This window comes from Streptomyces sp. NPDC059994, from assembly GCF_042737755.1.
Taxonomy (GTDB): domain Bacteria; phylum Actinomycetota; class Actinomycetes; order Streptomycetales; family Streptomycetaceae; genus Streptomyces.
The window spans coordinates 1-21,156 of record NZ_JBHWUR010000097.1 but is presented as its reverse complement, the minus strand read 5'-3'; the positions used below and the strand labels follow the sequence as shown (position 1 = coordinate 21,156).

The 21,156-nt window shown below is 71.3% G+C and carries 20 protein-coding genes and 1 pseudogene; 19 read left to right on the top strand and 2 right to left on the bottom strand.

Features of this window, described 5'->3' with window-relative positions; translation table 11 throughout:
* Nucleotides 1-26 precede the first annotated feature (26 nt).
* The 4 genes from ACFWA7_RS32005 to ACFWA7_RS31990 all read left to right on the top strand — a co-directional run bounded on the left by ACFWA7_RS32005 (nt 27) and on the right by ACFWA7_RS31990 (nt 4,259).
* Nucleotides 27-737: an MBL fold metallo-hydrolase gene (locus ACFWA7_RS32005; RefSeq protein WP_385540411.1), complete on the top strand. Its 711-nt coding sequence runs from the start codon at nt 27-29 to the stop codon at nt 735-737.
* 14 nt (nt 738-751) lie between these two features.
* The gene (gene hisS / locus ACFWA7_RS32000; protein WP_385826597.1) at nt 752-2,014 is read left to right on the top strand and encodes a histidine--tRNA ligase; all 1,263 of its coding nucleotides are present in this window, start codon (nt 752-754) and stop codon (nt 2,012-2,014) included.
* Nucleotides 2,015-2,208: 194 nt separating this feature from the next.
* Complete coding sequence (locus ACFWA7_RS31995; protein ID WP_385540415.1) at nt 2,209-2,841, top strand: vitamin K epoxide reductase family protein; 633 nt, start codon at nt 2,209-2,211, stop codon at nt 2,839-2,841.
* Nucleotides 2,842-2,906: 65 nt separating this feature from the next.
* Entirely contained in the window at nt 2,907-4,259 is a 1,353-nt protein-coding gene (locus tag ACFWA7_RS31990) for a replication-associated recombination protein A (RefSeq protein ID WP_385540417.1), read from the top strand.
* Nucleotides 4,260-4,754: 495 nt separating this feature from the next.
* Here the strand turns inward: ACFWA7_RS31990 and ACFWA7_RS31985 are convergent, their stop codons facing one another.
* Nucleotides 4,755-5,471 carry a DUF2470 domain-containing protein gene (locus ACFWA7_RS31985; protein WP_385826595.1) on the bottom strand — a complete coding sequence of 239 codons (717 nt, stop codon included), beginning with the start codon at nt 5,469-5,471 and terminating at the stop codon, nt 4,755-4,757.
* A gap of 243 nt (nt 5,472-5,714) precedes the next feature.
* Between ACFWA7_RS31985 and rpsD the strand changes: the two genes are divergently transcribed.
* Nucleotides 5,715-6,329, top strand: a complete 615-nt coding sequence (rpsD, locus tag ACFWA7_RS31980) for a 30S ribosomal protein S4 (protein WP_385540480.1) — start codon at nt 5,715-5,717, stop codon at nt 6,327-6,329.
* A gap of 277 nt (nt 6,330-6,606) precedes the next feature.
* Here the strand turns inward: rpsD and ACFWA7_RS31975 are convergent.
* Nucleotides 6,607-7,460: pseudogene (locus ACFWA7_RS31975) on the bottom strand (ATP-binding protein); the annotation flags it as partial.
* A 159-nt stretch (nt 7,461-7,619) separates the two neighbouring features.
* On the opposite strand from ACFWA7_RS31975, the gene ACFWA7_RS31970 reads away from it, so the two are divergent.
* The 14 genes from ACFWA7_RS31970 (at nt 7,620) to nusB (ending at nt 21,010) form a co-directional block, all read left to right on the top strand.
* Complete coding sequence (locus tag ACFWA7_RS31970) at nt 7,620-8,042, top strand: DUF948 domain-containing protein (protein ID WP_079125788.1); 423 nt, start codon at nt 7,620-7,622, stop codon at nt 8,040-8,042.
* A gap of 7 nt (nt 8,043-8,049) precedes the next feature.
* A complete protein-coding gene (locus tag ACFWA7_RS31965; protein ID WP_385540423.1) occupies nt 8,050-8,391 on the top strand; it encodes a DUF6167 family protein in 342 nt (113 codons plus the stop codon).
* Nucleotides 8,391-11,060 (top strand): alanine--tRNA ligase, encoded by a 2,670-nt coding sequence (alaS, locus tag ACFWA7_RS31960; RefSeq protein WP_385826593.1) that lies wholly within the window; start codon nt 8,391-8,393, stop codon nt 11,058-11,060. The genes ACFWA7_RS31965 and alaS overlap by 1 nt, the downstream gene beginning before the upstream one ends.
* On the top strand, nt 11,060-11,524 hold the full coding sequence (ruvX, locus tag ACFWA7_RS31955; protein ID WP_371651240.1) for a Holliday junction resolvase RuvX: 465 nt from the start codon (nt 11,060-11,062) through the stop codon (nt 11,522-11,524). Before alaS ends, ruvX begins: the two co-directional genes overlap by 1 nt.
* Before the next feature lie 101 nt (nt 11,525-11,625).
* Nucleotides 11,626-13,317, top strand: coding sequence for an endolytic transglycosylase MltG (gene mltG, locus ACFWA7_RS31950; protein ID WP_385826591.1), 1,692 nt, complete (start codon nt 11,626-11,628; stop codon nt 13,315-13,317).
* A complete protein-coding gene (locus tag ACFWA7_RS31945) occupies nt 13,314-14,159 on the top strand; it encodes a shikimate dehydrogenase (protein ID WP_385826589.1) in 846 nt (281 codons plus the stop codon). Before mltG ends, ACFWA7_RS31945 begins: the two co-directional genes overlap by 4 nt.
* A 146-nt stretch (nt 14,160-14,305) precedes the next feature.
* Entirely contained in the window at nt 14,306-15,490 is a 1,185-nt protein-coding gene (aroC, locus tag ACFWA7_RS31940) for a chorismate synthase (RefSeq protein ID WP_385540431.1), read from the top strand.
* Nucleotides 15,487-16,005, top strand: coding sequence for a shikimate kinase (locus tag ACFWA7_RS31935; RefSeq protein ID WP_385540432.1), 519 nt, complete (start codon nt 15,487-15,489; stop codon nt 16,003-16,005). Before aroC ends, ACFWA7_RS31935 begins: the two co-directional genes overlap by 4 nt.
* Complete coding sequence (gene aroB, locus ACFWA7_RS31930; RefSeq protein ID WP_385826587.1) at nt 16,002-17,096, top strand: 3-dehydroquinate synthase; 1,095 nt, start codon at nt 16,002-16,004, stop codon at nt 17,094-17,096. The genes ACFWA7_RS31935 and aroB overlap by 4 nt, the downstream gene beginning before the upstream one ends.
* Nucleotides 17,093-17,533 carry a type II 3-dehydroquinate dehydratase gene (gene aroQ / locus ACFWA7_RS31925; protein WP_385540436.1) on the top strand — a complete coding sequence of 147 codons (441 nt, stop codon included), beginning with the start codon at nt 17,093-17,095 and terminating at the stop codon, nt 17,531-17,533. The genes aroB and aroQ overlap by 4 nt, the downstream gene beginning before the upstream one ends.
* Nucleotides 17,534-17,661: 128 nt before the next feature.
* Nucleotides 17,662-18,615: a Pro-rich N-terminal domain-containing protein gene (locus tag ACFWA7_RS31920; protein ID WP_385826585.1), complete on the top strand. Its 954-nt coding sequence runs from the start codon at nt 17,662-17,664 to the stop codon at nt 18,613-18,615.
* A gap of 224 nt (nt 18,616-18,839) precedes the next feature.
* Nucleotides 18,840-19,946, top strand: coding sequence for a M24 family metallopeptidase (locus tag ACFWA7_RS31915; RefSeq protein WP_385540438.1), 1,107 nt, complete (start codon nt 18,840-18,842; stop codon nt 19,944-19,946).
* 60 nt (nt 19,947-20,006) lie between these two features.
* Complete coding sequence (efp, locus tag ACFWA7_RS31910; RefSeq protein ID WP_067155763.1) at nt 20,007-20,573, top strand: elongation factor P; 567 nt, start codon at nt 20,007-20,009, stop codon at nt 20,571-20,573.
* A 2-nt stretch (nt 20,574-20,575) separates the two neighbouring features.
* A complete protein-coding gene (nusB, locus tag ACFWA7_RS31905) occupies nt 20,576-21,010 on the top strand; it encodes a transcription antitermination factor NusB (RefSeq protein ID WP_385540439.1) in 435 nt (144 codons plus the stop codon).
* The last annotated feature ends 146 nt before the right edge of the window (nt 21,011-21,156 follow it).

The window sequence follows — 21,156 nt, the reverse complement described above, 5'->3', positions numbered from 1 at the left end:
CGTCGTACGAGAAATTGAGGACGATCGTGCTCATTGCCGGGTTCCCCGCCGGGGCCTGGGGCACCAACTGCTATCTGGTCGCCCCCGCCGCAGGCGAGGAGTGCGTGATCATCGACCCGGGCCACCAGGCCGCCCAGGGAGTCGAGGACGCGCTCAGGAAGCATCGGCTCAAGCCCGTCGCCGTCGTCCTCACCCACGGCCACATCGACCACTGCGCCTCCGTCGTCCCGGTGTGCGGGGCCCACGACGTGCCCGCCTGGATCCACCCCTCGGACCGGTACATGATGAGCGACCCGGAGAAGGCGCTCGGCCGCTCCTTCGGCGCGCAGATCATGGGCGAGCTGACCATCGGCGAACCGGACGACGTCAAGGAGCTGACGGACGGCGCGGCGCTGAAGCTGGCCGGCATGGAGCTCACCGTGTCGCACGCGCCCGGCCATACCAAGGGGTCGGTGACGTTCGGGCTGCCCGAGGCGGAGGACATCCCTCCGATCCTGTTCTCGGGCGACCTGCTCTTCGCCGGCTCCGTCGGACGCACCGACCTGCCCGGCGGCAGCCACGCCGAGCTCCTTGAGTCGCTGGGCCGTGTGTGCCTGCCGCTCGACGACTCGACCGTGGTGCTGTCCGGCCACGGCTCCCAGACCACCATCGGCCAGGAGCGCGCCACCAACCCGTATCTGCGGCAGGTGGCCGCCGGCCCGGGAGACGGCATCGCCTCTCCCCGACGAGGAATGTGACGAGAAGCTTCCCCATGAGTACCTTCCAGGCCCCCAAGGGCACGTACGACCTGCTGCCCCCGGCCAGCGCCACCTACCTGGCCGTCCGCGAGGCGATCGCGGCGCCCCTGCGCAACTCCGGCTACGGGTACGTCGAGACCCCGGGCTTCGAGAACGTCGAGCTCTTCGCGCGCGGTGTCGGCGAGTCCACCGACATCGTGACCAAGGAGATGTACGCCTTCGAGACCAAGGGCGGCGACAGGCTGGCGCTGCGCCCCGAGGGCACCGCTTCCGTGCTGCGCGCGGCCCTGGAGGGCAATCTGCACAAGGCCGGCAACCTGCCCGTCAAGCTCTGGTACTCGGGCTCGTACTACCGCTACGAGCGCCCCCAGAAGGGCCGCTACAGGCACTTCTCGCAGGTCGGCGCCGAGGCGATCGGCGCGGAGGACCCGGCGCTCGACGCCGAGTTGATCATCCTGGCGAACGACGCGTACCGCTCGCTGGGGCTGCGGAACTTCCGCATCCTGCTGAACTCGCTGGGCGACCAGGAGTGCCGGCCGGTCTACCGGGCCGCGCTCCAGGACTTCCTGCGCGGCCTCGACCTCGACGAGGACACCCTGCGCCGGGCCGAGATCAACCCGTTGCGGGTGCTCGACGACAAGCGCGACGCGGTGCAGGCGCAGCTGGTGGGGGCGCCGCTGCTGCGCGACTACCTGTGCGACGCGTGCAAGGCGTACCACGAGGAGGTGCGCGAGCTCCTGAACGCCGAGGGCGTCGCCTACGAGGACGACCCCAAGCTGGTGCGCGGCCTCGACTACTACACCCGCACGACCTTCGAGTTCGTCCACGACGGTCTGGGCTCGCAGTCCGCGGTCGGCGGCGGCGGCCGCTACGACGGCCTCTCCGAGATGATCGGCGGCCCCGCGCTGCCGTCGGTGGGCTGGGCGCTGGGCGTCGACCGTACGGTCCTGGCGCTGGAGGCCGAGGGCGTCACCCTCGACATCCCCTCCGCGACCAGCGTGTTCGCGGTGCCGCTCGGCGAGGAGGCGCGCCGGGTGCTGTTCCGCGTGGTCACCGAGCTGCGCCGGACCGGGGTCGCGACGGACTTCAGCTACGGCGGCAAGGGCCTCAAGGGCGCCATGAAGAACGCCAACCGCTCCGGCGCCCGCCTCACCATCGTCGCGGGCGAGCGGGATCTGGCCGAGGGCCTGGTCCAGCTCAAGGACATGGAGTCCGGCGACCAGGTGGCGGTCCCCGTCGCGGAGGTCGTCGAGGCCGTGCGCGCGCGCCTGGTCTGACGGCCGGGTCAACTCCGTACGTACGGCGTCGTCCTGATGGATGACGCCGATGCCGAAGTGCCAAGTCCGGTCGTCGCGGGCCGGACTTGGCGTGGCGGAAGTCGCCCTCCTTATCCCCATCGAACGGTGGCCGGGCCATGGATTGCGGCACAATGGCCCCCTGCCCAGCAGCCACGGAATGACGGAACGGCGATATGACCACAACAGTTGACGACGTCTCCTCCGGCCAGGAGCAGGTGAGCACCAAGGGCACCTTCGGCGGCAGCCGCGCGTTCGCGTGGCTCCTGGTGATCACGGGGGCCGCCGGACTGCTCGCGGCCTGGGTCATCACCATCGACAAGTTCAAGCTGCTCGAAGACCCGAACTTCACGCCGGGCTGCAGCCTCAACCCGGTGGTCTCCTGCGGCAACATCATGAAGAGCGACCAGGCCTCGGCGTTCGGCTTCCCGAACCCGATGCTGGGTCTGGTGGCGTACGGGATCGTGATCGCGGTCGGCATGAGCCTGCTGGCGGGCGCGCGCTTTCGCCGCTGGTACTGGCTGACCCTCAACGCGGGCACGCTCTTCGGCGTCGGGTTCTGCACCTGGCTGCAGTTCCAGTCGCTGTACCGGATCAACGCGCTCTGCCTGTGGTGCAGCCTGGCGTGGGTCGCCACGATCTTCATGTTCTGGTACGTGACCTCGCACAACATCCGGCGCGGCCTGCTGCCGGCGCCGGGCTGGCTGAAGTCGTTCCTGTCGGAGTTCACCTGGGTCCTGCCCGTGGTGCACGTCGGGATCATCGGGATGCTGATCCTGACGCGCTGGTGGGACTTCTGGACGAGCTGAGCAGCCGGCGCGCGCCGGGCACCGGGCCGGGGGCGTTGTCAGTGGGGTGACATAGGGTTCTCGATGTGGAGCCCGACCTGTTCACCGCAGCCGCAGAGGACCGCCAGGAGAAAGACCCGGCGGGCAGCCCTCTGGCCGTCCGGATGCGCCCTCGCACCCTCGACGAAGTGGTCGGGCAGCAGCACCTGCTCAAGCCCGGCTCGCCGTTGCGGCGCCTGGTGGGGGAGGGGAGCGGCGGCCCCGCCGGGCCCTCCTCCGTGATCCTGTGGGGCCCGCCGGGCACCGGCAAGACGACCCTGGCGTACGTGGTGTCGAAAGCGACCAACAAGCGCTTCGTCGAGCTCTCCGCGATCACCGCGGGCGTCAAGGAAGTGCGGGCCGTGATCGAGGGGGCCCGCCGGGCCATCGGCGGCTTCGGCAAGGAGACCGTCCTCTTCCTCGACGAGATCCACCGCTTCTCCAAGGCCCAGCAGGACTCATTGCTCCCGGCGGTGGAGAACCGCTGGGTGACGCTGATCGCGGCGACGACGGAGAACCCGTACTTCTCGGTGATCTCCCCGCTGCTCTCCCGCTCCCTGCTGCTGACCCTGGAGCCGCTCACCGACGACGACCTGCGCGCCCTGCTGCGCCGGGCGGTCGGGGAGGAGCGCGGGCTCGGCGGGGCGGTGACGCTGGCCGAGGACGCCGAGGCGCATCTCCTGCGGATCGCGGGCGGCGACGCCCGCCGCGCGCTGACCGCCCTGGAGGCGGCGGCGGGCTCGGCCCTGGCCAAGGACGAGCCCGAGGTCACGCTCCAGACGGTCGAGGAGACGGTCGACCGGGCGGCGGTGAAGTACGACAAGGACGGCGACCAGCACTACGACGTGGCGAGCGCCCTGATCAAGTCCATCCGCGGCTCGGACGTGGACGCGGCGCTGCACTATCTGGCCCGGATGATCGAGGCGGGTGAGGACCCGCGGTTCATCGCGCGCCGCCTGATGATCTCGGCGAGTGAGGACATCGGCCTCGCGGACCCGACGGCGCTGCCTATGGCCGTCGCCGCCGCTCAGGCCGTCGCCATGATCGGCTTCCCCGAGGCGGCCCTCACGCTCAGCCACGCCACCATCGCCCTGGCGCTCGCCCCGAAGTCGAACGCGGCGACGAACGCGATCTTCGCCGCGATGGAGGATGTTCGGAAGGGCCTGGCCGGTCCCGTCCCGCCGCACCTGCGCGACGGCCACTACAAAGGCGCGGCCAAGCTCGGCCACGCCCAGGGGTATGTGTACCCGCACGACGTACCCGGCGCGATCGCGGCCCAGCAGTACGCACCGGACGCGGTGGCCGACAAGCGCTACTACGAGCCGACGCGCTACGGGGCGGAGGCGCGGTACGCGGACGTGGTGGAGAAGGTCCGCGAGAGGCTGGGCCGGGGGGAGTAGCGGCCCAGGCCTCCAGGCCCAGGCTCCAGGCCCAAGCCCAGGCTCCAAGCCCCAAGCCCAAGCCCAGGCTCCAAGCCCAAGCCCAGGCCCCCAGGCCCAAGCCCAAGCCCAGGCTCCAGGCCCAGGCTCCAGGCCCAGGCTTCAGGCCCAGGCTCCAGGCCCAAGCCCAGGCCCCCAGGCCCAGGCTCAGGCTCCAAGCCCAAGCCCAGGCCCCCAGGCCCAGGCCCAGGCCCAAGCCCAAGCCCAGGCTCCAGGCCCAGGCTTCAGGCCCAGGCTCCAAGCCCAAGCCCCAGGCCCAGGCCCAAGCCCAAGCTCCAAGCCCAGGCTTCCAGGCCCAGGCTCCAAGCCCAAGCCAGGCCCCCAGGCCCAGGCCCAGGCCCAAGCCCAGGCTTCAGGCTCAGGCTCCAAGCCCAGGCCCCCAGGCCCAGGCCTCAGGCGTCCTGCCCCGGTGGGCCGCCCTCCCGCACTCGACTCCCGTCCCCACGGACCCGCCGCTCAGTCCGTCGCCGCCTCGAAAAGCCGCCGCATGGCCCGGCGCAGCTGGGCGAGGTCCGCCACCGGCTCCGGGAACTCGAAGCGCGCGTCGAAGCAGGACCCGCCGGTGTCCTGGAAGCGGACCCGCAGACCGAACCGGTCGAGCGCCAGCGGCGTGACCGATTTAATCCCCCGGTCCCGCTCGCGTCCCTCGCGTCCCTCGCGTCCCTCCCGGCCCACCAGCCCGCGCAGCGACCGCATCTGCTCCCCGTGGTGGGCGTGCAGATGCTGGAGCAGCTCCGTCTCGTCCCGGGTCAGCGGATCGGGCAGGGCGGCCGCGAACTCCTCGGGCTCCACCGCGCTCGCGCCCCACAGGTCGTCCACGTACGCCTCGTTCACCTCCAGGCGCAGCGTCATGCTGCCGGGCGGGGCCAGGCCGGGGACGCGGGTGAGCCAGCCGGTGATCCAGGCGCGGCCCCGGATACGGTGGGGGACGGAGACCGGCGCCACATCGGTGATCTCCAGGACGGCCGACAGCTCGTCGTCCTGGGCGTGCGTGGCGGCCCGTACGGCGGGGGAGTCGGCGGGGAAGAGCAGGAACAGGTCGCCCTCGGGCCCCACGTTCCGCAGCCGGGGCTCCAGCTGCTCCGGGCGGGCGCCGTCAAGGCCGGTGATGAGCAGCGCCGACGAGCAGGTACTATGTACGAGAGTTCGTGTGCGCTCGGCTGCTGACGGCATCCGTGCGATTTCAAGTCCGCTGGGACGCGGCTGACCACGATCTGATCGGACCTCCGTCACGTGACCGGCGCCATGATGCGCGCCGGTACCGGCCCCGTCTTGCGGGCTGGTGGAGTCGACCCCCTGCGCGGGGTCGACCTTCTTCGTGCTGTCCGTGATGTGACTGGTGTTCCCCGGACGAGACATACGATCTCCTTGAGTAAGGTGAGCCTAACCTAACCCAACCATGGAGGTTTGGAGAACGTGCCTAACCAGTCGCGTCCCAAGGTCAAGAAGTCTCGTGCGCTCGGCATCGCGCTGACGCCGAAGGCCGTCAAGTACTTCGAGGCCCGTCCGTACCCGCCGGGCGAGCACGGCCGTGGCCGCAAGCAGAACTCGGACTACAAGGTCCGTCTGCTTGAGAAGCAGCGTCTGCGCGCGCAGTACGACATTTCTGAGCGTCAGATGGCGCGTGCCTACGACCGCGCCAAGAAGGCCGAGGGCAAGACGGGCGAGGCGCTGGTCGTCGAGCTTGAGCGCCGCCTCGACGCCCTGGTCCTGCGTTCGGGCATCGCCCGCACCATCTACCAGGCCCGCCAGATGGTCGTCCACGGCCACATCGAGGTCAACGGTGGCAAGGTCGACAAGCCGTCGTTCCGTGTCCGTCCGGACGACGTCATCACCGTCCGCGAGCGCAGCCGCGAGAAGCACCCCTTCCAGGTTGCCCGCGAGGGTGGCTACGCCGGCGAGGGCGAGACCCCGCGCTACCTCCAGGTGAACCTGAAGGCCCTGGCCTTCCGCATGGACCGCGACCCGAACCGCAAGGAAATCCCGGTCATCTGCGACGAGCAGCTCGTCGTCGAGTACTACGCCCGCTGATCCAGGCGCGGTATTCAGCGCTCCGCGCTCCGGCCCGCCGTCCCCTCGCTCCGCACGGAGCGGGAGGCGGCGGGCCCTCGCGTTTCCGGAGCCGGTGCGTCGCGGGCCGGGGGCGCCTCATGGGCCGAATCGTCGGTACCCGCCGGCGCCCGGGCCACCGCCGCGTCCAGGCCGAGCCCGCGGCCCCGGGTCCGGAACGTCTCGTACGCCGGGTCGCCCAGCCGCCCCCGGGCCCGCTGCTCGCACAGCACGCGCGCCGCGTCGAAGCACGCGGAGCCGGGCCGACGCAGATGTATTCGACGGCCTCCAGGTCGAACCGCCCGGCGAACACCGAGAGCCGCGCCCACAGCAGCCGCTGGGCCGGGGCGCACAGCTCGTGGCTCCAGCCGATCGTGGTGCGCAGGGTCTGGTGGCGCGCGAGCACCCCGCGCCCGCCGCCCGTCAGCAGCCGGAACCGGTCGTCAAGGCGGGGCAGCACCTGCTCCACCGAGAGCGCGCCGAGCCGCCCGGCCGCCAGCTCAAGCGCGAGCGGGATCCCGTCGAGCCTTCGGCACAGCTCCAAAGTGGCCGCCGCACGCTCGTCGGTGAGCGCGAAGCCGCCGCGCCCGGCGGCGGCCCGGTCGGCGAAGAGCGTCACCGCGTCCTCGTCGTCCATCGGCGCGAGCGCCGGCAGCCGCTCGCCGCCAGGCGCAGCGGCAGCCGCCCGTCGGCGAGCACCCGCAGCCCGGGGGAGCGCCGCAGCGGTTCGCACACCAGCTCCGCGCAGGCGTCCACGAGTTGTTCGAAGCCGTCCAGGACCACCAGCGGCAGGCTGCGGTCGGCGAGGTGGTCCAGGAGTATGCGGCGGGGCGGGCGGCTGGTGTGGCCGGTGAGCCCGAGCGCCTCCTTCACCGCGTGGCCGAGCAGCCCCGGGTCGGTGACCGTGGAGAGGTCGGCCGGCCGGACGCCGTCGCGGTGGCGTTCCCGCACCGCCGCGGCGGACGCGGCGCGCAGGGCGAGCCCGCTCTTCCCGACGCCGCCGACCCCGACCACAGTGGTCAGCCGCGATTGGGCCAGCAGCCCGTGCAGCGCGGCCAGTTCACGTTCTCGTCCCACGAAGCGATTCGGCTCTGCGGGCAGATGGGAGCGCATGGGGCACGCAGAGTACTCAAGTGTCAACACCGCGTACAAGCGGCTTGGGGACTCCGCTCGCGCGGGCCCCTAATGCGGTAGGGGGCAAGACCCTCGGCGCGATAGGGTCGGGAGACAACTTTTCTTGTCCGACGGTCGATGCGCAGGGAGCGGTGCGAAGTGTCCGGTGGAGAGGTGGCCGGGATCCTGGTGGCCGTCTTCTGGGCGATCCTGGTGTCCTTCCTCGCCGTAGTCCTCGTGAGGCTGGCCCAGACGCTGAAGGCGACGACCAAGCTGGTGGCGGACGTGACCGAACAGGCCGTCCCGCTCCTCGCGGACGCCTCGACGGCGGTGCGCTCGGCGCAGACCCAGCTGGACCGGGTCGACGCGATCGCCTCGGACGTCCAGGAGGTCACCTCCAACGCCTCGGCGCTCTCCACCACGGTCGCCTCGACCTTCGGCGGCCCGCTGGTGAAGGTCGCGGCCTTCGGGTACGGGGTGCGCCGGGCCATCGGACGGAAAACCGGGCCCGCCGAGCCGCCTCGTACGGTGATCGTCGGGCGGACTCTGCCGTCCGCGCGGCGGAGCAAGCGAAAGGGCTGACGCTGCGATGTTCCGCCGTACGTTCTGGTTCACCGCGGGCGCCGCAGCCGGTGTGTGGGCCACCACCAAGGTCAACCGGAAGCTGAAGCAGCTCACCCCGGAGTCGCTGGCCGCGCGCACCGCCGACAAGGCGATCGAGGCGGGCCACCGGCTCAAGGACTTCGCGCTCGACGTGAAGGCCGGAATGGTCGAGCGCGAGTCCGAACTCAACGACGCGCTGGGGCTCAACGCCTCCAATGTGCGGGAGCTCCCGGCGCAGCGCCGCCTCGCGGCCATCGACCAACCCCACCAGCAGAACCCGAAGATCTCGCACAAGAAGATCTCGTACAACCGGAATGAGGACCACTGATGGAGTCGGCTGAAATCCGCCGCCGCTGGCTGAGCTTCTTCGAGGAGCGCGGTCACACCGTCGTCCCTTCGGCGTCGCTCATCGCGGACGACCCGACTCTGCTCCTGGTCAACGCGGGCATGGTGCCGTTCAAGCCGTACTTCCTCGGTGAGACCAAGCCGCCCGCCCCGCGCGCCACCAGCGTGCAGAAGTGCGTGCGTACGCCGGACATCGAAGAGGTCGGCAAGACCACCCGGCACGGCACGTTCTTCCAGATGTGCGGCAACTTCTCGTTCGGCGACTACTTCAAGGAAGGCGCCATCAAGTACGCCTGGGAGCTGCTGACCGGCTCCGTGGCGGACGGCGGCTTCGGCCTGGAGCCGGAGAAGCTCTGGATCACGGTCTACCTCGACGACGACGAGGCCGAGCAGATCTGGCGCGAGAAGATCGGCGTCCCGGCCGAGCGCATCCAGCGCCTGGGCAAGAAGGACAACTTCTGGTCCATGGGCGTCCCCGGACCCTGCGGCCCCTGCTCCGAGATCAACTACGACCGCGGCCCCGAGTTCGGCGTCGAGGGCGGCCCGGCCGTCAACGACGAGCGGTACGTGGAGATCTGGAACCTCGTCTTCATGCAGTACGAGCGGGGCGCCGGCGAGGGCAAGGAGGACTTCCCGATCCTCGGCGACCTGCCGTCGAAGAACATCGACACCGGTCTGGGTCTCGAACGTCTCGCCATGATCCTGCAGGGCGTACAGAACATGTACGAGACCGACACCCTGCGCGTCGTCATGGACCAGGCCACCGAGCTGACCGGTGTGCGCTACGGCGACAAGCACGACACCGACGTCTCCATGCGTGTGGTGGCCGACCACATCCGTACGTCCGTGATGCTCATCGGCGACGGCGTGACCCCCGGCAACGAGGGCCGCGGCTATGTGCTGCGCCGCATCATGCGCCGCGCCATCCGCAACATGCGTCTGATGGGCGCCACCGGCCCGGTCGTCCAGGACCTCATCGACGTCGTGATCGACACGATGGGCCTGCAGTACCCGGAGCTGATCACCGACCGCAAGCGCATCGAGACGGTGGCGCTCGCCGAAGAGGCCGCCTTCCTGAAGGCCCTCAAGGGCGGCACCAACATCCTGGACACCGCCGTCACCGACACCAAGGCCGCCGGCGGCACGGTCCTCGCCGGCGAGAAGGCCTTCCTGCTCCACGACACCTGGGGCTTCCCGATCGACCTCACCCTGGAGATGGCCGCCGAGCAGGGCCTCTCCGTGGACGAGGACGGCTTCCGCCGTCTGATGAAGGAGCAGCGGGAGCGGGCCAAGGCCGACGCCCGGGCCAAGAAGACCGGCCACGCCGACCTGTCCGCCTACCGCGAGGTCGCCGACAACTCCGGCGAGACCGACTTCACCGGCTACGCGCTCACCGAGAACGAGTCGACGGTCGTCGGCCTCCTCGTCGACGGCGTGCCCTCGCCCGCCGCCTCCGAGGGCGACGAGGTCGAGGTCGTCCTCGACCGCACCCCGTTCTACGCCGAGGGCGGCGGCCAGCTCGCCGACCAGGGCCGCATCAAGCTCGACACCGGCGCGGTCATCGAGATCCGCGACGTGCAGAAGCCGGTCCCCGGCGTGCACGTCCACAAGGGCGTCGTCCAGGTCGGCGAGGTCACCGTCGGCGCCTCGGCCTACGCCGTCATCGACATCAAGCGCCGCCGTGCCATCGCCCGCGCCCACAGCGCCACGCACCTGACCCACCAGGCCCTGCGCGACGCGCTCGGCCCGACGGCCGCCCAGGCCGGTTCGGAGAACTCGCCGGGCCGCTTCCGCTTCGACTTCGGCTCGCCCGCCGCCGTTCCCGGCACGGTCCTCACCGACGTCGAGCAGAAGATCAACGAGGTCCTCTCGCGCGAACTGGACGTCCAGGCCGAGGTCATGTCGATCGACGAGGCCAAGAAGCAGGGCGCCATCGCCGAGTTCGGCGAGAAGTACGGCGAGCGCGTCCGCGTGGTCACCATCGGGGACTTCTCCAAGGAGCTGTGCGGCGGTACGCACGTCCACAACACCGCCCAGCTGGGCCTGGTGAAGCTGCTCGGCGAGTCGTCCATCGGCTCCGGCGTGCGCCGCATCGAGGCTCTGGTCGGCGTGGACGCGTACCACTTCCTCGCCCGTGAGCACACGGTCGTCGCCCAGCTCCAGGAGCTGGTCAAGGGCCGCCCCGAGGAGCTGCCGGAGAAGATCTCCACCATGCTCGGCAAGCTGAAGGACGCCGAGAAGGAGATCGAGAAGTTCCGCGCGGAGAAGGTGCTCCAGGCCGCCGCCGGGCTCGCCCAGGGCGCCAAGGACGTCCAGGGTGTGGCCCTGGTCACCGGCCAGGTGCCGGACGGCACCTCCGCCGACGACCTGCGCAGGCTCGTCCTCGACGTGCGCGGCCGCATCTCGTCGGACCGCCCGGTCGTGGTGGCCCTCTTCACCACGGCCAACGGCCGTCCGGTGACGGTCATCGCCACCAACGAAGCCGCCCGCGAGCGCGGTCTGAAGGCCGGTGAGCTGGTCCGTACCGCCGCGAAGACCCTCGGCGGCGGCGGTGGCGGCAAGCCGGACGTCGCCCAGGGCGGCGGCCAGAACCCGGACGCGATCGGCGACGCCATCGACGCCGTCGAGCGCCAGGTCGGCGAGACCGTCTGATGCGGCGCGGACGACGCCTCGCGATCGACGTCGGGGACGCCCGGATCGGGGTCGCCTCGTGCGACCCCGACGGGGTCCTCGCCACGCCGGTGGAGACCGTGCCGGGACGTGACGTCCCGGCCGCCCACCGGCGGTTGCGCCAGATCGTCGAGGAGTACGAGCCCATCGAGGTCGTCGTGGGACTGCCTCGCTCCCTCAGCGGGGGCGAGGGCCCGGCGGCCGTCAAGGTCCGCAAGTTCGCCCAGGAAATGGCGAAGGGCATCGCCCCCGTCCCGGTCCGTCTGGTCGACGAGCGGATGACCACGGTCACCGCCACCCACGGACTGCGCGCTTCCGGTGTGAAGGCGAAGAAGGGCAGGTCGGTCATCGATCAGGCTGCCGCAGTGGTCATTCTGCAGACCGCGCTTGAGGCCGAACGGGTGTCGGGACGCCCGCCCGGCGAGGGCGTCGAAGTGGTTATCTGATCGCGATACGGTAACGTTCCGCGCGATGCGGCGACATTCGAACAGCGGCCGCACAGCAAAAGAGGCGGACCGTCCGGATGCCTCGCGGCTCTAGGGGACCGATGACTGAGTATGGCCGGGGCGCAGGCCCCGAACCGTGGCATCCCGAGGATCCCCTCTACGGGGACCAGGGGTGGGGGGCGCAGCAGGCTGCGCCCGGTCAGGCTCCGTACGGCGACCAGCGGGCCCAGCAGCAGAATCAGCAGTACCAGCAAAACCAGCAGCATCCTCAGCACCAGCAGCAGTACGTGCAGCAGCCGCAGGACCCGTACGGTCAGCAGCCGCACTACGGTGAGCAGCCCCAGCAGGGCTACCCGCAGGAGCAGTACGTACAGCAGGGCCAGTACAACGCGGGTTGGGACACCGGCCAGCAGGCCGCCATGCCCTACGCGGGCCAGCAGCCCGAGGGTTACCAGGACTACGGCACCGAGACCCCGGACTACTACGGCACGCCCGAGGCGTATCCGCCGCCGCAGCCCCCCGGGCAGCGGCGCGCGGTGCCCGAGCAGGCGCCGGAGTGGAACCCCGAGGCGGACCAGGAGCCGGAGGAGGAGACCCACCCCTTCTTCAGCGACGGCGGCAGCGGCGACGAGCCGGAGTCCGACGAGGACGAGCCGCGCGGCTCCCGGCGCGGCGGCGGTGGCCGCGACCGCCGGGGCAAGAGCAAGAAGAAGAAGGGCAAGAGCGGGCGCGCCTGCCTGGTGCTCGTCGTGGTCTTCTCGCTCGGCGTGGGCGGCGCCGGCTATTTCGGCTACCAGTTCTGGCAGAAGAAATTCGGCGCGGCCCCCGACTACGTCGGAGCCGGCTCCACCCCGGTCCAGGTGGAAATCCCGCAGGGCGCCGGCGGTTACGAGATCGGCAGCATTCTGGCGAAGGCCGGAGTGATCAAGAGCCAGGGCGCGTTCGTCTCCGCGCAGAACGACAACCCCAAGGGCAAGACCCTCCAGGCGGGCGTCTACACGCTCAACAAGGGAATGTCGGCGGCGAACGCGGTCGCGGCCATGCTCAACCCGGCCAGCCGCAGCAACTTCATCATTCCCGAGGGCAAGCGGAACGCCTGGGTCTACGAGCAGATCGACAAGCGCCTCGAACTCAAGCCGGGCACGACCAAGGACGTCGCGAAGGCCCAGGCGAAGAACCTCGGTCTGCCCGACTGGGCGAACGACAACAAGGAGATCGCGGACCCGCTGGAAGGGTTCCTCTACCCCGCCAGCTACCCGGTCGCCAAGGGCACCAAGCCCGAGGACGTGCTGCGCAAGATGGTCTCCCGCGCCAACCAGGAGTACGGCAAGATCGACCTGAAGGGTATGACCTCCAAGCTCGGCCTGAAGTCGCCCCTCCAGCTCATCACGGTCGCGAGCCTCGTCCAGGCGGAAGGCAAGTACAAGCACGACTTCGACAAGGTCGCGCGGGTCGTCTACAACCGTCTGAAGCCCAACAACACCGAGACCTACGGCCTGCTCGACTTCGACTCGACGGTGAACTACGCGAAGAGCCAGTCGACCCTCGACATCGGCTCGGTCAGGAAGCTGCGGGAGTTCAAGCACCCGTACAACACGTACTACATCCACGGTCTGCCGCCCGGTCCGATCGGCAACCCCGGTGACTCCGCGCTGCACTCGGCGCTCAACCCGACGCCGGGCCCGTGGTTCTACTTCGTCTCCGTCACCGCGGACGAGACCCTGTTCGCGGTCACCAACGAAGAGCACGAGCAGAACCGCAAGAGGTACGAGAAGGAGAAATCCGGCCAGTGAGCTCCGTGAGTCAGGAGAGCGGTGCGCGACGGGCGGCCGTACTGGGATCGCCCATCGCGCACTCGCTCTCCCCGGTGCTGCACCGCGCCGCCTACCGGAAACTCGGCCTCAGCCACTGGTCGTACGACCGGTTCGAAGTGGACGAGGACGCGCTGCCCGGCTTCATCGGCGGGCTCGACCGGTCGTGGGCGGGGCTCTCGCTCACGATGCCGCTGAAGCGGGCGATCATCCCGCTGCTCGACGGCATCAGCGACACCGCCTCCTCCGTGGAGGCGGTCAACACGGTCGTCCTCACCGCCGACGGGCGCCGCTACGGCGACAACACCGACATCCCCGGCATGATCGCCGCCCTGCGTGAGCGCGGCGTCGAGCGCGTGCCGTCCGCCGCCGTGCTCGGCGCGGGCGCCACCGCGTCCTCCGCGCTGGCCGCCCTCGCCCGCATCTGCACGGGGGAGGTCACCGCGTACGTGCGCAGCGCCGAGCGGGCCGAGGAGATGCGGGGCTGGGGCGAGCGGCTCGGGGTGGCCGTGCGCACCGCCGACTGGGCGGACGCGGCTCAGGCCTTCGAGGCGCCGCTGGTCGTCGCCACCACCCCGGCGGGCACCACCGACGCGCTCGCGGCGGCCGTCCCCGAGCGGCCCGGCACCCTCTTCGACGTCCTGTACGACCCCTGGCCGACCCCGCTGGCCGCCGCCTGGGTGAATCGCGGCGGCGCGGTCGTCGGCGGCCTCGACCTCCTGGTGCACCAGGCGGTGCTCCAGGTCGAGCAGATGACCGGGGCGAAGACGGCCCCGCTCGCCGTGATGCGGAAGGCCGGCGAAGAGGCGCTCGCCGCCCGCTGACCGTCCGCTCGGCGGATTCGGCGTCCGACTGCTGGACCTGGGGCCCGGTCGCCTCCGCGGACATGGGAGGATCACTGTGGCGGGCCAGGGCCGCGCACCCGGCCGCGCCGTAGAAGTCCAGGACGCGCGAGCAACGAGGAGCACCGTTGAGCAGGTTGCGCTGGCTGACCGCGGGGGAGTCCCACGGACCCGCACTGGTGGCGACGCTGGAGGGCCTTCCCGCCGGCGTGCCGATCACCACGGAGATGGTGGGGGACCACCTGGCCCGGCGGCGTCTCGGTTATGGACGCGGCGCCCGCATGAAGTTCGAGCGCGACGAGGTGACCTTCCTCGGCGGCGTCCGGCACGGCCTGTCGATGGGTTCCCCCATCGCGATCATGGTCGGCAACACCGAGTGGCCCAAGTGGGAGCAGGTGATGTCGGCCGACCCCGTGGACCCCGCGATCCTCGCCGACCTGGCCCGCAACGCGCCGCTGACGCGCCCGCGCCCCGGGCACGCCGACCTCGCGGGCATGCAGAAGTACGGCTTCGACGAGGCCCGGCCGATCCTGGAGCGCGCCAGCGCCCGTGAGACGGCCGCCCGGGTGGCCCTCGGCGCGGTGGCCCGTTCGTACCTGAAGGAGACGGCGGGCATCGAGGTCGTCTCCCACGTGGTCGAGCTGGCCTCGGCCAAGGCGCCGTACGGCGTGTACCCGACCCCGGCCGACGTCGAGAGGCTCGACGCCGACCCGGTGCGCTGCCTGGACGTGGACGCGTCGAAGGCGATGGTCGCGGAGATCGACCAGGCCCACAAGGACGGCGACACGCTCGGTGGCGTGGTCGAGGTCCTCGCCTACGGTGTGCCGGTCGGCCTGGGCTCGCACGTCCACTGGGACCGGCGCCTGGACGCCCGCCTCGCCGCTGCCCTGATGGGCATCCAGGCGATCAAGGGCGTCGAGGTCGGCGACGGCTTCGACCTGGCCCGGGTCCCCGGCTCGAAGGCGCACGACGAGATCGTCAGGACCGAGGAGGGCGTCAAGCGCACCTCCGGTCGCGCGGGCGGCACCGAGGGTGGTCTGACCACCGGTGAGCTGCTGCGCGTACGGGCGGCGATGAAGCCCATCGCGACCGTGCCGCGCGCGCTGGCGACCATCGACGTGGTCACCGGCGAGGCGACCAAGGCCCACCACCAGCGCTCCGACGTGTGTGCCGTGCCCGCCGCCGGGATCGTGGCCGAGGCCATGGTCGCGCTGGTCCTCGCGGACGCGGTCGCGGAGAAGTTCGGCGGCGACTCGGTCCCCGAGACCCGCCGCAACGTCCAGTCCTACCTCGACAACCTGCAGATCCGGTGACCACCGGTCCGCTGGTCGTCCTGATCGGCCCGATGGGCTCCGGAAAGTCCACCGTGGGCGCGCTGCTAGCCGAGCGGCTCGGCGCGCCCTACCGGGACACCGACGCCGACATCGTGGCCGCCCAGGGCCGGGAGATCGCCGACATCTTCGTCGACGAGGGAGAGCCGCACTTCCGCGAGCTGGAGCGGGAGGCGGTGCGCGCCGCGGTCGCCGAGCACACCGGTGTGCTCTCGCTCGGCGGCGGCGCCATCCTGGACGCGTCCACGCGCGCGTCGCTGTCCGGCCTGCCGGTCGTCTATCTGTCCATGGACGTCGAGGAGGCGGTGAAGCGGGTCGGCCTCAACACCGCCCGCCCGCTCCTCGCCGTCAACCCGCGCCGCCAGTGGCGCGAACTGATGGAAGCCCGGCGCCATCTGTACACCGAAGTCGCCCGGGTCGTCGTCGAGACCGACGGCCGTACCCCCGAAGAGGTCGCCCAGGCGGTCCTCGACGCACTGGAGCTGAAATCCGCATGAGCGAGCAGGCACCCACCCGGATCCAGGTCGGCGGCACCGCCGGAACGGACCCGTACGAAGTGCTCGTCGGCCGCAACCTCCTCGCCGAACTGCCCGGCCTGATCGGCACCAGGGCCCGCAAGGTCGCCGTCGTCCACCCGGAGGCGCTGGCCGGCACCGGCGACGCCATCCGCGAGGACCTGGCTGCCCAGGGCTACGAGGTCATCGCCATCCAGGTGCCCAACGCCGAGGAGGCGAAGACCTACGAGGTCGCCGCGTACTGCTGGAAGGCGCTCGGCCAGTCCGGCTTCACCCGTACCGATGTCGTCGTCGGCGTCGGCGGCGGCGCCACCACCGACCTCGCGGGCTTCGTCGCGGCGACCTGGCTGCGCGGGGTGCGGTGGATCTCGGTCCCGACCACCGTGCTCGGCATGGTCGACGCGGCCGTCGGCGGCAAGACCGGCATCAACACCGCCGAGGGCAAGAACCTGGTGGGCGCGTTCCACCCGCCCGTGGGCGTCCTGTGCGACCTCGCGGCGCTGGACTCGCTGCCGGTCCACGACTTCGTCTCCGGCATGGCCGAGGTCATCAAGGCCGGCTTCATCTCCGACCCGGTGATCCTCGATCTGATCGAGGCCGACCCGGCGGGCGCCCGCACCCCCGAGGGCCCGCACACGGCCGAGCTGATCGAGCGCGCGATCCGGGTGAAGGCGGAGGTCGTCTCCAGCGACCTCAAGGAGTCGGGCCTGCGCGAGATCCTGAACTACGGGCACACCCTCGCGCACGCCATCGAGAAGAACGAGCGCTACAAGTGGCGCCACGGCGCCGCCGTCTCCGTCGGCATGGTCTTCGCGGCCGAGCTGGGCCGCCTCGCCGGGCGCCTCGACGACGCCACGGCCGACCGGCACCGCTCCATCCTGGAGTCGGTGGGCCTGCCGCTCACCTACCGTGCCGACCAGTGGCCCAAGCTGGTCGAGAACATGAAGCTGGACAAGAAGTCGCGGGGCAGCCTGCTGCGCTTCATCGTCCTGGACGGGCTCGCCAAGCCGACGGTCCTGGAGGGCCCGGACCCGGCGGTGCTGCTCGCGGCGTACGGCGAGGTGTCCTCGTGAGCCGTCGCGTCCTGGTGCTCAACGGCCCCAACCTGGGCCGCCTCGGATCGCGGGAGCCGGACGTGTACGGGGCGACGACGTACGCCGGTCTCGTCGAGGTCTGCCAGAGCCTCGGCAAGGAGCTCGGCTTCGACGTGGAGGTCCGCGAGACCAACGACGAGGGCGACATGATCCGCTGGCTGCACGAGGCCGCCGACGGAAAGATTCCGGTCGTTCTCAACCCGGGCGCGTTCACCCACTATTCGTACGGAATGCGGGACGCGGCCGCCCAGCGCACCGCCCCGCTCATCGAGGTGCACATCTCGAACCCGTACACCCGCGAGGAGTTCCGCCACACCTCCGTGGTGGCGGCCGTGGCCAGCGGCACCGTCGCGGGCTTCGGCATCGGCTCGTACCGCCTGGCGCTGCGCGCGCTCGCCGACGAGACCGGCGGCTGACCGGGCACCTTCGCCGCACCCCGGCCGTTCACACTGCGACGGCCGGGGAAGGTACGGTTCTGGACCGGACGCCTCCGACGGGCGTCGGACCAGCGCCAGTTGCCTTGTACGAGACGGAGTGGCACCGGATGCAGCACGAAGCGGGAGCGCCGCTTCCGCCGCCCCACGCCCCGGGGCACGGAGCAGGGCCCGACTGGGCTTTCGCCGCCCACCAGCCCGTGGCTCAGGGCAATTCCGCGGCCCTGGGTGCCCACCTGTCCGTGGCCCAGGGCGGAGCCGCGGCGCCGGGTGCCCACCTGTCCGTGGCTCAGGGCAGTTCCGCGGCGCCGGGTGCCCACCAGCCCCTCACCCACGGCGCCCAGCTGCCCCCGGTCCCCGGTCCGCCGCCCCCGCCGTCTGCCTTGGGCTGGCACGCCCCGGCCCCGTCGCACGCCCCGGCGCCGCCGTCCCGGGACACCACGGGGCACGTCCAGCTGCCCCCGGGCGGTCCCGTGCCGCTGCCGCAGGCCCCGGAGGGCACCGGGGTCACCACGCTCGCCGTGCTGCTCATAGGTCCGGCGGGCGCGGGAAAGACCACAGTCGCCCGCTACTGGGCCCAGCACCGTCGCGTCCCCACCGCCCACATCAGCCTCGACGACGTGCGCGAATGGGTCTGCGCGGGCTTCGCCGACCCGCAGTCGGGCTGGAACGACCACTCCGAGGCGCAGTACCGCCTGGCCCGCCGCACCTGCGGCTTCGCCGCGCGGAACTTCCTGGCCAACGGCATCTCCTGCATCCTCGACGACGCGGTCTTCCCGGACCGCCCGGTCGTCGGCCTCGGCGGCTGGAAGCGCCACGTGGGCCCCGGCCTGCTGCCCGTCGTCCTCCTGCCGGGCCTGGACATCGTCCTGGAGCGCAACGCCGAGCGCTCCGGCAACCGCCGCCTCTCGGACGAGGAGGTAGCCGGCATCCACGGCCGCATGGCCGGCTGGTACGGCTCGGGCCTCCCGATCATCGACAACTCCCAGTACGACGTCCCCACGACGGCCCGCCTGCTGGACGACGTCCTGGCAAGAGCGATCGCGAGCCCGCCGAGCTGGTGAGGGATCAACTTCGCCTGGTGCGGCGCGCCCCTCAGGGGCGCGGGGCTGTGACATCGCGCGGCTCCGCCGCGTGGGCGCGACCGGCCACAACCGCCCGCAGCAAACCAACCACCGGCGGGAGCCGAGAGCCGGTCCGGCGGCCGAGGACGCATCGGCCACCGGGACGACCCCCGGAAGGACGCGCAGAAACGGCCGACCCCAGACACCGCTCATACGCTCGACGCATGTCAGAGGTGTACGCGGTCCGCCGCGGCTGGCTGAGGGACCGGTGCGCCGCCGCGGGCAGCGCCGCCGCCCTGGTCTCCCGCCCCGCCAATGTCCGCTATCTCGCGGGCGGCGCCCCGCCCGGCGCCGTACTGCTGATCGGCCCGGCCGAGGACGTCCTGCTCTGCCCCCGTACGCCCGCCGGCGACCTCGTGGAGGGGCGGCTCGACGAGCTGCTGCGGGTCACCGTGCTGCCCGCGCCCGGGGGCGACCCGGCGGTCGCCGCGGCCGACCTCGCCCAGGCCTCCGGCGCCGACTCGCTGAGCGTGGAGGAGCACGACCTCACCGTCGCCCGGCACCGCGCGCTCGGCTCGGTCGCGCCCCGGCTGCTCCTCGGCGACCTCGGGGGAGCGGTCGAGCAGAAGCGGCTGGTCAAGGACGAGGAGGAGATCGCGTGCCTGCGCATCGCGGCCGAGATCACCGACCAGGCGCTCGGTGAGCTCCTGGAGTCGATCCTCGTCGGCCGCACCGAGCGCCACCTCGCCCTGGAGCTGGAGCGCCGCCTCGTCGACCACGGCGCCGACGGCCCCGCCTTCACCACTTCCGTGGGTACCGGCCCCAACTCCGGCCGCGGCGGCCACCGGCCCTCGGACCGGCGGGTCGAGGAAGGTGATTTCCTCTCCGTCTGCCTCGGCGCCACCTACCGCGGCTACCGCTGCGAGATCGGCCGTACGTTCGTCATCGGGACGACTCCCGCCGACTGGCAGATCGAGCTCTACGACGTCGTCTTCGCCGCTCAGCGGGCCGGCCGGGAGGCGCTGGCCCCGGGCGCCGAGTACCGCGCGGTGGACCGCGCGGCCCGCCAGGTGCTGGACGCGGCGGGCCACGCGGAGGGCCTGGGAGCGTGCACCGGACACGGCGTCGGGCTCGAAATCAGCGAGGACCCGCAGCTCGCACCTGGAGCCATGGGTAAACTGGACGCTTGCGTGCCGGTCACCGTCGAACCGGGGGTCCACCTCCCGGGCCGGGGTGGTGTCCGAATCGATGACACGCTCGTCGTCCGCCCCGAGGCGGACGGTGGGCCAGAGCTACTCACCATTACGACCAAGGAACTGCTCGCGCTCTAGCCCTGCTGTGCCGCGTGCACCCTCGGTCCCACCAGCTTCAGTCCAGGAGATTCCGCAACCGTGGCTTCCACGAACGACCTCAAGAACGGCATGGTGCTCAAGCTCGACGGGGGCCAGCTCTGGTCCGTCGTCGAGTTCCAGCACGTCAAGCCCGGTAAGGGCCCGGCCTTCGTGCGCACCAAGCTCAAGCACGTGCTCTCCGGCAAGGTCGTCGACAAGACGTTCAACGCCGGTACGAAGGTCGAGACCGCCACCATCGACCGCCGCGACATGCAGTTCTCGTACATGGACGGCGAGTACTTCGTCTTCATGGACATGGACACCTACGACCAGCTGATGGTCGACCGCAAGTCCGTCGGCGACGCCGCCAACTTCCTGATCGAGGGCTTCACCGCCTCCGTGGCGCAGCACGAGGGCGAGGTGCTCTACGTGGAGCTGCCGGCCGCCGTCGAGCTCGTCATCCAGGAGACCGAGCCGGGTGTCCAGGGCGACCGCTCCACCGGTGGCACCAAGCCCGCCATCCTGGAGACCGGTTACCAGATCCAGGTCCCGCTCTTCATCACCACTGGTGAGAAGGTCAAGGTCGACACCCGTACGAGCGACTACCTCGGCCGGGTGAACAGCTAACCGTGGCTGCCCGGAACAAGGCGCGCAAGCGCGCCTTCCAGATCCTCTTCGAGGCCGACCAGCGCGGTGAGTCCGTGCAGACGGTCCTCGCGGACTGGGTGCGCCACTCGCGGTCCGACGACCACCAGCCGCCGGTCAACGAGTACACGATGCAGCTCGTCGAGGGGTACGCCCAGTACGTGGCGCGCATCGACGACCTCATCTCCACGTACTCCGTCGACTGGACGCTCGACCGGATGCCGGTCGTCGACCGGAACATCCTGCGGCTCGGGACGTACGAGCTGGTCTGGGAGGACGAAACGCCGGACGCCGTCGTCATCGACGAGGCGGTGCAGCTGGCGAAGGAGTTCTCCACGGACGACTCCCCGGCCTTCGTGAACGGGCTGCTGGCCCGTTTCAAGGACCTCAAGCCGAGTCTTCGCCGGGACGACGCCTAGCCCCAGGCCAGGCCCAGGCACCAGACACCCGAAGGGGCCCGCTGTACGCACGTACAGCGGGCCCCTTCGTCATGTCCGGGCCCCGGATGCCCACCCGGCCGTCCGGGGCCCGCAGAAAGCCGCCGGGCCGGCCAGGACCCCAAAGG